Source organism: Robertkochia flava (genome assembly GCF_020166515.1).
Lineage (GTDB): Bacteria > Bacteroidota > Bacteroidia > Flavobacteriales > Flavobacteriaceae > Robertkochia > Robertkochia flava.
In genome coordinates this window covers 404741-419041 of record NZ_JAINZT010000002.1, presented here as the reverse complement: position 1 = coordinate 419041, position 14301 = coordinate 404741, and the positions used below count along the sequence as shown (strand labels likewise).

General features: G+C 46.9%; 12 protein-coding genes. 5 read left to right on the top strand and 7 right to left on the bottom strand.

The genetic code is table 11. From position 1 onward, the window contains the following. The first annotated feature begins 50 nt into the window (after nucleotides 1-50). Nucleotides 51-1397 (top strand): serine hydrolase domain-containing protein, encoded by a 1347-nt coding sequence (locus tag K7R11_RS02245; RefSeq protein ID WP_224488315.1) that lies wholly within the window; start codon nucleotides 51-53, stop codon nucleotides 1395-1397. A gap of 55 nt (nucleotides 1398-1452) precedes the next feature. Here K7R11_RS02245 and sufD read toward each other — a convergent pair whose 3' ends face one another. Genes sufD through K7R11_RS02225 form a run of 4 tightly spaced genes read right to left on the bottom strand, consistent with a single transcriptional unit; the run spans nucleotide 1453 to nucleotide 5371 of the window. Then, the gene (gene sufD / locus K7R11_RS02240) at nucleotides 1453-2766 is read right to left on the bottom strand and encodes a Fe-S cluster assembly protein SufD (RefSeq protein ID WP_224488313.1); all 1314 of its coding nucleotides are present in this window, start codon (nucleotides 2764-2766) and stop codon (nucleotides 1453-1455) included. 15 nt (nucleotides 2767-2781) lie between these two features. After that, nucleotides 2782-3534: a Fe-S cluster assembly ATPase SufC gene (gene sufC, locus K7R11_RS02235; RefSeq protein WP_224488311.1), complete on the bottom strand. Its 753-nt coding sequence runs from the start codon at nucleotides 3532-3534 to the stop codon at nucleotides 2782-2784. Between the two features lie 43 nt (nucleotides 3535-3577). Then, nucleotides 3578-5023, bottom strand: coding sequence for a Fe-S cluster assembly protein SufB (gene sufB / locus K7R11_RS02230; RefSeq protein WP_224488309.1), 1446 nt, complete (start codon nucleotides 5021-5023; stop codon nucleotides 3578-3580). 18 nt (nucleotides 5024-5041) lie between these two features. Then, nucleotides 5042-5371 carry a HesB/IscA family protein gene (locus K7R11_RS02225; protein WP_224488307.1) on the bottom strand — a complete coding sequence of 110 codons (330 nt, stop codon included), beginning with the start codon at nucleotides 5369-5371 and terminating at the stop codon, nucleotides 5042-5044. Nucleotides 5372-5651: 280 nt separating this feature from the next. Here K7R11_RS02225 and thiL point away from each other — a divergent pair, with 280 nt between their 5' ends. Continuing rightward, a complete protein-coding gene (gene thiL, locus K7R11_RS02220) occupies nucleotides 5652-6701 on the top strand; it encodes a thiamine-phosphate kinase (protein ID WP_224488305.1) in 1050 nt (349 codons plus the stop codon). A gap of 2 nt (nucleotides 6702-6703) precedes the next feature. Here thiL and K7R11_RS02215 read toward each other — a convergent pair whose 3' ends face one another. Further along, nucleotides 6704-6940 (bottom strand): hypothetical protein, encoded by a 237-nt coding sequence (locus K7R11_RS02215; RefSeq protein ID WP_224488303.1) that lies wholly within the window; start codon nucleotides 6938-6940, stop codon nucleotides 6704-6706. A 48-nt stretch (nucleotides 6941-6988) separates the two neighbouring features. Continuing rightward, a complete protein-coding gene (locus tag K7R11_RS02210) occupies nucleotides 6989-7768 on the bottom strand; it encodes an alpha/beta fold hydrolase (protein WP_224488301.1) in 780 nt (259 codons plus the stop codon). Nucleotides 7769-7826: 58 nt separating this feature from the next. On the opposite strand from K7R11_RS02210, the gene K7R11_RS02205 reads away from it, so the two are divergent. Next, nucleotides 7827-9122, top strand: coding sequence for a branched-chain amino acid transport system II carrier protein (locus K7R11_RS02205; RefSeq protein WP_224488299.1), 1296 nt, complete (start codon nucleotides 7827-7829; stop codon nucleotides 9120-9122). 15 nt (nucleotides 9123-9137) lie between these two features. On the opposite strand, the gene K7R11_RS02200 is transcribed toward K7R11_RS02205, so the two are convergent. After that, nucleotides 9138-10430 (bottom strand): aminopeptidase P family protein, encoded by a 1293-nt coding sequence (locus tag K7R11_RS02200; RefSeq protein ID WP_224488297.1) that lies wholly within the window; start codon nucleotides 10428-10430, stop codon nucleotides 9138-9140. Nucleotides 10431-10548: 118 nt separating this feature from the next. On the opposite strand from K7R11_RS02200, the gene K7R11_RS02195 reads away from it, so the two are divergent. Next, a complete protein-coding gene (locus K7R11_RS02195) occupies nucleotides 10549-13392 on the top strand; it encodes a WD40/YVTN/BNR-like repeat-containing protein (RefSeq protein WP_224488295.1) in 2844 nt (947 codons plus the stop codon). Nucleotides 13393-13634: 242 nt separating this feature from the next. After that, nucleotides 13635-14297, top strand: a complete 663-nt coding sequence (locus K7R11_RS02190; protein ID WP_224488294.1) for a succinate dehydrogenase cytochrome b subunit — start codon at nucleotides 13635-13637, stop codon at nucleotides 14295-14297. Nucleotides 14298-14301: the final 4 nt, after the last annotated feature.

Genomic DNA, 14301 nt, shown 5'->3' with positions numbered 1-14301 from the left:
GAGGAATCCCTATCTTGAGATTAATTTAAACCTCAAAAGTCCCGTTTAAAGTGACCCGACTAAAACAAGCGTTCAAACTCCTTCTTATTCTTATTCCGGCGGGTATTGCCATCCTCTTCTACCTGAACTACCCCAAACTCGATCTGATCACCGGATACTCTTCTAAGAGCAATTGTTCCTGTACCTATATTGCGGGTCGCCCGGAAGCCTACACCGACAGTGTAGACAATAATTTTTCACCTGTAGACCTTGCTGCAGACAAAGTACAGCGAACAGAACAGACAGCAACCGCCGCTGTATTCGGGATGAAAGAAAGAACTGCAAAATATTATCCCGGATTGGGCTGTGTTCTCCTTCCTGATTCTATATCAGAGCTGCCATTCGGGGAAAGGCCTCAAAGAAGCCCCAGGACTTCCCCTCAACCCTATCCCTACGGGGATGGTCCCCAAAAAGACACCCTGTTCCCGGAGGTAGACCGGGAACTCCTTGCCGCTACAGTCAAGGAAGCCTTTGAAGATAACGCCATGAAAAAAACCCGGGCGGTTTTAGTGCTCTATAAGAATCAGATCATTGCAGAAGCTTATGCCCCCGGGTTCGACAGCACTTCGCTTCACCTGGGATGGTCTATGACCAAAAGCATCACTTCGACCCTATATGGAATTCTCGACTACCAGGGAAAAATCGATATTTCCAGCCCGGCTCCTGTACCGAGCTGGCAAAATGATGAACGCCGGAAAATAACCTACAACCATCTTTTACAGATGAGCAGCGGACTGGCCTGGGAGGAAGATTACACCCGGATCTCAGATGTTACTCAAATGCTTTTCAAGGCAGAAGATATGAGCCAGGCACAGGCAGAAAAGGAACTGCTCTACCCTCCCGGTAGTCATTATTACTATTCCTCCGGGACTTCCAATTTACTTTCCGGGTTACTGCGCAATACCTTTGACGACCTGCAGGGATACCTTGATTTTCCATACCACGACCTGATCGACCGCATTGGAATGAGCAGTATGATCCTGGAAACCGATGCTTCGGGAAACTACGTGGGCTCTTCCTACAGTTGGGCCACCGCTAGAGACTGGGGGAAATTCGGATTACTTTATCTCCACAAGGGGGATTGGAACGGCGAAAGGATCTTTTCTGAAGATTGGGCCAGGTATGTGAGCACTCCGGCCTCCGATTCTGAAGGGATCTACGGAGGGCACTTCTGGTTGAACGCCTCCGGAGTCATGCCGGATGTTCCCCGGGACACGTATTATGCGGATGGTTACCAGGGACAGCGGGTCTACATCGTTCCTTCAAAAGACATGGTGATCGTACGTCTTGGACTCACCAATGGCGATCATTTTGATTTCAATGCCTTTGCAGGAGGCATCACAGCTGCAATAAAATAAAAAGCGGGCAAACCGAAAAGGCCGCCCGCTCTTGCTATTTTATTCCTTCGAACTGTTACAGGTCGAAACCAAGGTTCACGCCCAGCTTATCTGCGATAAGCCTGGTGATGCGTTGCTTAAGTTCCGGGATCTTAACACTTTCGAGAACATTATTGGCAAAACCGAACATAAGTAGTGCAGTAGCCTCCTTTTTGGGGATTCCTCTTGACCTCAGGTAGAGAAGTGCCTCATCATCCAACTGACCGATGGTACAACCATGTGAACAGCGCACATCGTCTGCAAAGATCTCGAGTTGCGGCTTGGCATTGATGGTAGCCGTATCGTCTAACAGGATGTTATTGCTTTGCTGAAACCCATTGGTTTTCTGAGCCTCCTTTTCCACAACGATCCTACCATTGAATACCCCGGTACTCTTATCGGCGTAAATACCTTTATAATCCTGATGGCTTTCACAATTAGGCTGAGCGTGATGCACCAGGGTAGAATGATCTACATGCTGTTTCTTATCTGTGATCGTAATCCCCTTAAGGGTCGAATCCAGGTATTCTCCTTTCTGGAAAAACTGCAGGTTGTTCCGCGTTAATTTTCCACCCAGTGAAAAGGTGTGAACAGAAACATGGCTGTTGCGTTGCTGGGAGATGTAAGTATTATCAATAAGGGAGGCGGCATCCTTGTCATTCTGGATCTTGTAGTAATCAACAATTCCTCTCTTATTGGCAAAGATCTCAGTTACGCTGTTTGTAAGCGTGGGATTATCCGTGAGACTCTGATGACGCTCGATAATCTGCACATGCGCATTCTCCCCTACCACGATAAGGTTTCTGGGTTGGGTCATCAGAGAAGATTCCATCCCTGTTGAAAAGTGAAGGATCTGTATCGGTTTTTCCACAACCACCCCTCTCGGAATATTAATAAAAGCGCCCTCTTTAGAGAACGCAGTATTCAAAGAGGTCAATCCGTCCCTGACCGCGATCTTATTGAAATAGTTTTCAATAAGCAGGCGATATTTAGGTTTGCTTAAGGCTGCACTCATCAGGCACACATCAAGACCTTCATGCGATGTTTCCGACAGGTGAGAACTATATACCCCATCTATAAAAACGATCTTGTAAGACTCGATCTCGTGGATGAAATATTGCTTTACGTCCTTGTAATCCAGGTTAGATTCCTTTTTAGGAAACACACTCATATCGCTTTTAAGCAAGCTCTTCAGAGAGGTGTATTTCCATTCTTCCATTTTCTTGGAAGGAAACCCCAGGTTTTCAAAGTTCTTGATCGCCTCTGAACGGACTTCATGTACCGGGTGATTTACATCCACGGTATTTTCGAAGGCCATAAAGGACGATATCAATTTATCTTTTAAATCCATGTAATTTTTTCTTTTTTAAACCGCTGCTTCCTGCTTGATCCAGTCGTATCCTTTTTCCTCCAGTTCCAGGGCAAGTTCCTTGCCTCCGGATTTCACGATCTTCCCGTTGAGCAATACGTGTACGTGATCCGGGATGATATAATCCAGAAGGCGCTGGTAGTGCGTAATAACGATGGTAGCATTCTTGTCGGTTTTCAGACGATTTACCCCGTTAGCAACGATCTTAAGGGCATCGATATCGAGTCCGGAATCGGTCTCATCAAGAATGGCCAGCTTAGGCTCCATCATGGCCAGCTGAAAGATCTCATTTCGCTTCTTCTCTCCTCCGGAAAACCCTTCATTAAGGGACCTGGAAAGGAACTTCCTGTCGATCTCCAGCAGTTCAGATTTCTCTCTGATCTTTTTGAGCATCTCATTGGCAGGCATTTCTTCCTGTCCGCGGGCCTTACGGGTTTCATTGATCGCGGTTTTCATAAAGTTGGTTACCGTAACTCCGGGGATCTCCACAGGGTACTGAAAAGACAGGAATACCCCCTGATGGGCACGTTCCTCGGGAGCCATTTCATTAAGCTCTTCTCCTTCGAGTTCGATACTTCCATCGGTGATCTCAAAATCTTCATTTCCCGCGATCACAGAGGCCAGGGTACTTTTACCGGAACCGTTAGGGCCCATTATGGCATGTACTTCTCCCGGATTCACCTCCAGATTAATTCCTTTCAGGATCTCTTTTCCTTCTACGCTAGCGTGTAAATTTTTGATCTTTAACATATCTCTTCTTGTGTTTCCAGCAACCTGGAAATTTATTTTTTATTTATCCAACCGATCCCTCAAGCGAGATCTCCAACAGTTTTTGAGCCTCCACTGCAAATTCCATTGGCAATTTATTGAGTACTTCCTTACTAAATCCGTTTACGATAAGAGCGATGGCCTTCTCGGTATCGATTCCTCGCTGGTTACAATAGAAAATCTGATCTTCCCCGATCTTACTGGTCGTCGCCTCATGCTCGACCTGGGAGGTTTTGTTTTTCGCCTCGATGTAAGGGAAGGTATGTGCTCCGCATTCGTTACCCATCAACAGGGAATCACACTGGGAAAAGTTCCTCGCATTCTCTGCCCTGCTGTTGATCTGGACCAGTCCGCGGTAGCTGTTTTGTGATTTTCCGGCAGAGATCCCTTTGGAGATAATGGTACTTCTGGTATTTCTTCCCAGGTGGATCATCTTGGTTCCGGTATCGGCCTGCTGATAATTATTGGTCACGGCAATCGAGTAGAACTCCCCTATGGAGTTATCTCCTTTAAGTACACATGAAGGGTATTTCCAGGTTACAGCAGAACCGGTTTCCACCTGTGTCCAGCTGATCTTGGCATTGGTTTCGCAAAGTCCTCGCTTGGTCACGAAGTTGAAAACACCTCCCTTACCTTCCTTATCCCCGGGGAACCAGTTCTGAACGGTAGAGTACTTGATCTCTGCATCGTCAAGGGCAATAAGTTCCACAACTGCAGCATGAAGTTGGTTTTCATCCCGCATCGGAGCGGTACATCCTTCCAGGTAGCTCACATAACTTCCTTCATCAGCAATCACCAGGGTTCGCTCGAACTGCCCGGTCCCTGCCTGATTGATTCGGAAATATGTAGACAGTTCCATAGGGCAACGCACCCCTTTCGGAATATAGCAGAAAGATCCGTCTGAAAATACTGCAGAGTTCAGGGCCGCATAGAAATTATCCTTTCTTGGCACCACCGATCCGATATATTTTTTCACCAATTCCGGATGCTCTTTGATCGCTTCAGAAATGGAGCAAAAGATGATCCCTTTTTCTGCAAGGGTCTTCTTAAAGGTGGTTGCCACGGAAACAGAGTCCATCACCACATCTACGGCAACCCCTGCCAGTTTCTTTTGTTCCTCCAGGGAGATCCCCAACCTCTTAAAGGTGTCCAGCAATTCCGGATCAACCTCATCAAGGCTGTCGTACTTTGGCTTATTCATCGGCGCCGAATAATAGGAGATCGCCTGGAAATCCGGCTTTTTGTACTTTACATTTGCCCACTCGGGCTCTTCCATCTCTTTCCAGACCCGAAAGGCCTCCAGACGCCATTCGGTCATCCATTCGGGCTCTTCCTTTTTCATGGAGATGGCTCTCACAATATCCTCATTCAAGCCTACGGGAAAAGTATCGGATTCTATATCGGTATAGAAGCCGTACTCATACTCCTTAGTCTCTAATTCCTTTTTTAATTCTTCTTCGGTATAAGCCATGTTATATTTCTTAAGCTGTTAAAGTGAAAAACTTTCTCCGCATCCGCAGGTTCGCTGTGCGTTCGGGTTGTTAAAAACGAACCCTTTCCCGTTAAGGCCACCGGAATATTCCAGGATGGTCCCTACCAGGTAGAGAAAACTCTTTTTATCGACCACAATCCGCACTTCATTATCTTCAAAAACCTTATCGTTTTCCCTGCTTTCCGTGTCAAAATTCAGGTCATATGACAATCCGCTACAACCACCGCTTTTGACCCCAACACGAACAAAGTGACTTTGTACATCAAAGCCATCCTCCGCCATTAGCTGGGCGAGCTTGTTTTTAGCTGTATCCGATACCTTTATCATATTAAATAGATTATTTCTAAATAGTTAACAAAAATAAGAACTAAAAGGCGATTTCCCGCATTTTAACAAATTTATAAATCATATACGGGCATAGAGTTTACCTATACCACTTCTTTTGATTTAACAGGTTTCCAATCAATTTCCAGGTCTGTAAAAAATACAGCAGTCCGGAGGGTGAAATTTTCCGAAATGCAGAAAAATCACCTGATAATCTTTAAATTTTGATAAATGGCATCAGGGCCGGTTGCCGGGATTGCTTCCAACTGATTACCTTTGCACTATGTTAGAAGATAAGAATCCAAAACGGACACCCCTTGAAGAACTGGGAGAATTTGGTTTGATCGAACATCTTACCAAAAATTTCACCCCCACCCATCCTACTACCATAAAAGGAATCAATGACGATGCTGCAGTCATGGAGTTTGGTGACCGGCAAACAGTGATCTCCACCGACCTCCTGGTAGAAGGCGTTCATTTTGACCTGTCTTATGCTCCGTTGAAACATCTGGGATATAAGGCCGTGGCGGTCAATCTTTCGGATATCTGCGCCATGAATGCAACCCCAACCCAGATCACCGTTTCCATTGCGGTCTCCAACCGATTTCCTGTTGAAGCCCTTGAAGAACTTTACGACGGAATAGCCCTGGCGTGCAAGCGCTATAAAGTAGACCTGGTAGGAGGCGATACCACCTCATCAACAAAAGGGCTGCTTATCTCAGTCACTGCTATAGGAGTGGCGCCTAAGGAAGATATCACGTACCGAAATACGGCAAAACCCAACGACCTTCTGGTGGTTAGCGGCGACCTCGGAGGGGCCTACCTCGGCCTCCAGGTACTGGAGCGGGAAAAAGAGGTGTTCAAGGTGAATCCAAACAATCAGCCGGACCTTGCTCCTTATGCGTATATCGTAGAGCGGCAGCTTAAGCCGGAACCCAGAGCGGATATACCGGAGATTCTAAAAGACCTGCAAGTAAGACCTACCTCTATGATCGATATCAGTGACGGCCTGTCTTCTGAGATCCTGCACCTCTGTAAACAGTCTGGCGTTGGCTGCAATCTCTATGAAGATAAGATCCCCCTGGATCCTCAGGTGATCTCCACCTCTGAAGAATTTGAACTTAACAGCACCATGGTGGCGTTAAGTGGTGGGGAAGATTATGAACTGCTCTTTACGATAGCCCAGGAAGACTATCCGAAAATAAAAGGCAATCCGCACTTATCCGTCATAGGTCATATGACAGAAAAGCATGAAGGAGCGCATCTGATCACAAGGATAGGCACAAAAATACCCCTTGAGGCCAGAGGATGGAATGCGCTTAAAAAGGATTAGTTTCAGGCAACCGTTCTAAGCGAGTGCCTTTTTCTGTAAAAGTCGGCCAACGTCCTGTTGATCTCCTTTAATTCCGGGGTGAGCTTGTCAAGACGTCCGCTGATATTTGTGGTCGACTCACAATTGCATACCGTGCATTTGTACTCCGTAATATGTGGTGTAATTTTTTTGGCCACCTGGTAGCGATGGCCGAAGACGGAACACAGCAAATTGCCGAGGCTTAAGTTTGAGGTTTTCATAAGGTTAAGAAATTTAGGCTCTCTAATCTAGAAATTTTTAAGAGATCATCAAACTTTTTTTAGCCAACCTTGCAGATCTTGTTGTAAAACCCCGAAATTCTCGAGGAAACTCATATGTCCGTCAGGGTAAACGAATACATCCACTTCTGTGTTTTCCAGGGAATTAAGAAGAAAATCTGCGTCTACCACCGGGTCTTTTCTTCCTATAACCACCATTTTGGGATAGGGAGTGAAATGCATCAGCACCTCCCGATCCGGTCTGATCTTCATGCCTTCCAGTGCAGCTACGATTCCCTGCAAGGGTGTCTTGAGAGCCTCCGCCTTTAAATCACGGATCTCTGCTGAAAGCATCTTTCTGTTTTTTGGCCGGAACAGATTGGTCACTGCCATTCGTATAAAGCTTTTGTGATTTTGCTTTACCGCCCCAATCGCCCGGTCGCGATTTAATTTCTTCTCTGCAGCATCTGCGAAAGGAGTAGAGTTGATCAGGGCCAGGCCTTTGACATTATCCGCGTACATCTCTGCAAAGGCCAATGCCACATACCCCCCCATGGAATGTCCTGCAAGAACCACCTTTCTCAATCGCAGGTGGTCCAACACGGCTTTTACGGCCTCGGCCATCATGGTCATGGTGTGCATATACCCGATACAGCCGGTTTTTCCATGCCCCAAAAGATCGATACAGACCACCCGATACCTGGAAACCAGGTCTTCCTTAAGCGCATTCCAAATACTGCTGTTCTCCAAAAACCCGTGCAGAAACACTACAGCCGTGCCACTACCTTCATCGGTATAAAAAATACGCGTTCCTTTGTAAGCTAATTCCATTTTATACTATATTGAACTCCAACCCAAAGCCAAATAAAAGTCAAAGATAATTCACCCAATGAGGAATACGAAACTTACCCTGTTAACCAGCTTTGCACTTTTCTCACTTTTTTTCGGGGCGGGAAATATTATCCTGCCTCCCTACCTGGGTTTTACTTCCGGAAACAACTGGCCCCTGGTAACCCTGGGGTTCATTATTACGGCGGTGATCATACCCATCCTGGGTATCCGGGCTCATGCAAAGCTACAGGGCAGTATGCTGGATTTTGCCAACAAGGTCTCTCCGGTATTCAGCATTGTATTTTGTTCTGTGGTTTATCTTATAGCGGTCTGTCTGCCTTCGCCACGAACAGCAAGCCTCACTCATGAGATGGCCGTAGCCCCCTATCTGGATGTCGACAGCCTGGTTACGAGCAGCCTCTATTTTTCGGCTGTTTTCCTTTTCGTCATTTTCAGGTCTCAGATCCTGGACCTCATCGGCCGTTTTCTCACCCCTTTTATCCTGATCATCCTTTGCCTGGTCATTGCCATGGTTGCCGCCCATCCGGAAGTTTTTCCCGCAATTTTCTCTGCGCCGCCCGGCATTTCAGAAGGCATCCTTGAAGGGTACCAGACTTACGATGCCATGGGCGCGGTGGTGGTTGGGGCGGTCATCATCATTTCCCTGAATTTTAAGCCGGGGCTCGATTACCTCGACCGGAAGCGTATTATCTCCAGGGCAGGAATACTGGCCGGACTTGGGCTATGCCTTATCTACGCAGGCCTTATCTATAGTGGCGCACTGCTTAGTGGTACCTTTGACCCGACGCTGGACCGAAGCGGCATCCTTAACGCCATGATCCTTTTCGCCCTGGGTACAAAAGGGCACATATTCCTCGCTGTACTGATCGCTCTGGCATGCTTTTCCACCACTGTAGGGATCGTTACCGGGGCATCAGATTATGTAAGAGGTCTTTTTAAAGACCGTGTTGCTGCTTACCGCATCACCGCTGCAAGCAGCTGCCTGGCAGGGGTACTTATCGGGCAGCTGGAAGTGGGTATCATTATTGATATAGGCATTCCGGCGTTGCTGTTTATTTACCCGCTTATTATCACCTTCATATTGCTTCACAACCTCCCATCACGGTGGACAGACCACCTCACCTTCCGGGCAGTTACCTTTACCGTACTGCTGTTTTCTGTGCCGGATGTACTGGGTGCCATCGGGTTTCCGTGGGCCAGTGAACTGATGAGCTCATTAACCCCCTGGGACAGCACAGACTTTACCTGGGTGGTTCCCGCACTGGTGGTTTTCCTGCTGATGCAAATAAAAAAGAACCGGCCGGAAAGCCATCTTCCCAACCGGTTCTCCTAACTATGGAAGCGTAATTTATTTATTCATCCACTCCTCGATCTCTTCCACTTCGATCGGGATATTTCGCATCAGGTTAAATGGCTCCTGGTTATCACGGATTACTACATCGTCTTCCAGTCGGATTCCCATTTGTTCATCAGGAATATAGATACCGGGCTCTACCGTGAACACCATATTGGCGTTCATTGGCTCTTTCAACGGCCCGTAGTCATGCGTATCCAAACCGATATGGTGACTGGTACCGTGCATGAAATACTTCTTGTATGCCGGCCAATCGGGGTTTTCATTTTGCACATCCGCCTTATCGAGCAACCCAAGACCCAGCAATTCGCTGGTCATCAGCTTCCCGACCTCTATGTGATATTCCTTCCACATGGTACCGGGAACAAGCATTTTTGTCGCTTCGTTCTTAACGCGCAGTACGGCATTATACACCTGTTTCTGGCGGTCGGTGAACCTTCCGTTCACAGGAATCGTCCGGGTCATGTCGCTGGAATAGTTCGCATACTCTGCTCCCACATCCATAAGAAGCATATCCCCGTCTTTACACTGGTTCCTGTTCTCGATATAATGAAGCACATTGGCATTGTTTCCGGAAGCGATAATCGGCGTATAGGAGAACCCCCTGGACCGGTTTCTCAAAAACTCATGCATGTATTCTGCTTCGATCTCGTACTCCCAAACCCCGGGCTTCACAAATTGCAACACCCTTTTAAATCCTTTTTCGGTGATCTTACAGGCCTGCAGCAACAGGTCGATCTCCTGGGGCTCCTTGGTACCTCTCAACCGCTGAAGGATCTGGTTGCTCTTTTCCCATCGATGAGCAGGAAATTTCTCCTTGCACCATTTGATAAAACGATCTTCCCTGGTTTCAGTTTCCACAGCCTGACGGTAGTGTTCATTGGTATTGAAGTATACCGCCTCGGCCTCGGTCATGATGTCGAAGAACACCTTATCGAACTCCTTAAGCCAGTATACGGTTTTGATCCCGCTTACTTCAAAAGCCTTTTCCTTGGTAAGCTTCTCACCTTCCCAAACTGCAATATGATCATTAGTTTCTCTGACAAAGAGTATTTCCCTGTGCTTTTCTTCCATCGCATCCGGGAAAAGCACTAAAATACTTTCCTCCTGATCTACCCCACTGAGGTAAAAAAGGTCGCGTGCCTGTTGAAAAGGCATGGTACTGTCTGACCCTATGGGATATATATCATTGGAATTGAAAACAGCAATACTTTTTGGCTTCATCTGAGCCATGAATTTCTCTCTGTTCTTGATGAATAGATTACGGTCTATCAGGTCGTATTTCATATCTATTTTTTAAATTTCCCCAAATTTAAGAAGATTGGCACCCTTAAGTGTTAAACTTCGCTAAAATTATGATAACCTAAGAAACCCTTCAGTTTCTTTAGACAAAAATCAACCCTTTATGAAATACGCCTTACTTCTATCCCTGATGGCCGGACTACAGGTTCAGGCTCAGCAACCTGCTACGAGCCCTGAGGCCTACCTGGACGCTATTGGGAAAAAATCTTTACTGGAATCCGAATCCAGGGTTCAGGCCATTCCGCTGAAAAATGCAGGGCCCACCATTATGAGCGGTCGCGTAACCGACCTGGCTGTTAATCCACAAGATCCCACAGAATTTTACGTGGCCTATGCCAGTGGCGGATTGTGGCATACCAAAAACAACGGAACCACTTTTACCCCTGTTATGGACAATGCCCCGACGCAGAATATCGGTGATATCGCAGTAGACTGGAAAAACCAGATCATCTGGGCCGGAACAGGAGAGAATAACGCTTCCAGATCTTCTTATGCCGGTATCGGCGTATTACGATCGGACGACCATGGTAAAACCTGGACGCATATGGGACTCCCCGATTCCCACCACATTGGCCGCATCGTTTTACATCCTGAAGATCCGGATACCATCTGGATCGGAGTAACCGGACATTTGTATTCATCCAATTCGGAAAGAGGGGTTTATAAGTCTACCGACGGTGGAAAAACCTGGAAAAATACGCTTTTTATCAATGATGAAACGGGAATAATAGACCTGGTAATGACACCTGGCAACCCCGATGTACTTTTCGCATCTGCCTGGCAGAAAGATCGTAAAGCATGGAATTTCACCGGGAACGGTGAAGGCTCGGGAATTTACAAAAGTACAGACGGAGGCGAGACCTGGGACCTGGTCTCAACAGAGGAAAGTGGATTTCCTACCGGAGAAGGTGTAGGCCGGATCGGAATAGCTGTTTACGATGCCAATACCATTTACGCCATTCACGACAATCAATATCACCAAGAGATAAAGGAAGACAGCAAGGAGTCGGACAACCTTCAGAAAGACGACTTCAAAACCATGTCGAATGAAGACTTCCTGGCGCTTGACAACAAAAAGCTGAATGCTTTCTTAAAGACCAACGGATTTCAGGAGAAGTACCGTGCCGAAAATGTCAAACAACTGGTAAGCAGTGGTTCGGTAAAACCGGAAGATATTGCGAAATATCTTGAAGATGCCAACGCCATGCTATTTGACACCCCCGTGATCGGAGCTGAGGTGTACAAAAGTACAGATGGGGGTAACACCTGGAAAAAAACCCATGAAGGAACTATTGAAGATCTGTTTTACAGTTACGGGTATTATTTCTGTCAGCTCGCAGTTGACCCCGGTAACCCGGAGAAACTTTATGCCGGCGGGGTACCCATTATCCGGTCTGACGACGGAGGAAAGACCTGGATATCCATTAACGGTGAGAACGTGCATTCAGACCACCATGCGATCTGGATCAACCCCAACAAACCCGGGCATATCATCAATGGTAATGACGGGGGAGTTAACATCAGCTATGACGATGGGGCTTCCTGGATCAAGAACAATACCCCGGCAGTCGGCCAGTTTTACGCCATTGAGGTAGACAACCAAAAACCCTACAATATCTACGGCGGGTTGCAGGATAACGGGGTATGGATGGCTCCGCATAATGCGCGCGAGAACAGCGGCTGGCACCAGGACGGGGAATACCCCTGGAAGTCGATCATGGGAGGCGACGGAATGCAGGTGGAAGCCGATCCCGAACACCCTAATATTGTTTACACCGGTTTTCAGTTTGGAAACTATTTCCGCATTGACCTGGATAAGGGGTCGAGAACCTATATCCAGCCCAAACACGAACTTGGAGAACGCCCCTATCGCTTTAACTGGCAAACGCCCATCCTGCTCTCTTCCCACAATTCGGACATTCTGTACCTGGGTGGAAATAAGCTGATGCGCAGCCTTGACCGGGGCGATTCCTGGGAAGCCATTTCGGAAGACCTCACCAACGGCGGCAAACCGGGCAACGTAGCTTACGGAACCCTGACCACCATCAGTGAATCTCCCTTTAAATTTGGCCATCTGTACACAGGGAGTGATGATGGACTTGTCCATGTATCCACCAACGGCGGAGGCAGTTGGGAACGCATTTCCGACAACCTTCCCAAAGACCTGTGGGTAAGCAGGGTAGCTGCCTCACAACACTCCAGGGAAAGGGTTTATGTTGCCCTCAACGGATATCGATGGGACGATTTCACACCCTATGTATATATGAGCGAGGACCAGGGCAAAACCTGGAAAGCCATCAGCAGCAACCTGCCGTTGTCTCCGGTAAATGTGATCCTTGAGGATCCTGTAAACCAGGACCTCCTCTTTGCAGGAACCGATAACGGGTTGTATGTGAGCTTCAACAGGGGTAACAGCTGGGAGCCTTTTGGCAACGACCTTCCGGAGGTGGCCGTTCATGATCTTGTAATACAGGAAAGGGAAAAGGACCTGGTAATAGGCACACATGGCCGAAGCATCTATATCGCAGACATTGCAGCAATGCAGGAGGCCAATGCCGTAATGCTGGAAGACGAACTCACACTTTTCCAGCCGGAAGATGTACGCTATTCTCCGCGATGGGGTAATTCAAGAGCCTGGTCCGAGCCTTTCGAGCCTTCGATGAATTACAGCATCTACAGCAAAGAGGAAGGCAGTCTGAATTATGTGATCAAGGATGAATCCGGCATCGTACTGCAAGAAGGCAACCTTCAGGTGAGTAAGGGCTTTAACGCACTGGAATTTGACCAGACCCTTAGTGAAAAGGGAATTAAGAATTACAACAAGAAAAATAAAGACAACCCGGTGAAGCCTTCGGCAAACGGGAAAACCTATTTACCTAAAGGAGATTACCTTCTCAAGGTGGAAAAAGGAAACCAAAGCTCTGAAAAGCATTTTAATATCAAGTAGGTAATCGTTAATGTTTTTTTAAAACCCCGGAAAAATTCCGGGGTTTTATTATTTTAAAGCTGCAATTTCTCGACAACTTCGTTTAGCAATAGTCCAATGATAGCAGGGGTTTGATTGCTAAATCCTTAAACAAACAAATCAATTACTTTAAAATTGTTCTAAATTCCTTTTAAAAGGATGAGGAAACCTTGTGCAAAAGTGCTCTCTGGGTTATTTTTGCCATATCTAACAAAAAATTACTAATGAGCGGATTACTGAATACTTCAATTGCAAGGAAGATCGCTATGGCCCTATCCGGTCTATTCCTTATAATTTTTCTGACACAACACTTTGTCATCAACTTCACATCGGTGGTGAGCCCGGAGAATTTCAATGAGATTTCTCACTTCATGGGAACCAACGCCCTGGTTCAATTTTTACTACAGCCTGTCCTCATCTTTGGGGTGGTTTTTCACTTTGTGATGGGGTTTGCCCTTGAACTAAAGAACAGACAGGCGCGGAATGCCAAGTATGCCATGTACAAGGGAAGTGCCAATGCCAGCTGGGTTTCCCGCAACATGATCATTTCCGGAATGGTCGTTCTTGCTTTTCTTGGTTTGCACTTCTACGATTTCTGGGTGCCGGAAATGGTATACAAGTACATCGAATTCAATCCGGAAGATCCTGCACGATACTTTCCTGAGTTGGTGCATAAGTTTGAGAGTCCTGTAAGGACGGGAATTTACGTGGTTTCCTTTGCGCTTCTGGCCCTGCATTTATGGCATGGCTTCCAGTCTGCTTTTCAAACCATGGGAGTTAACAACAAGTACACCCCGGCGATCAAAACCCTGGGAAAAACCTTTGCGGTAGTGATCCCGTTCGGGTTTGTATTTATTGCACTATTCCATCATTTTAATCAATTTTAACAGC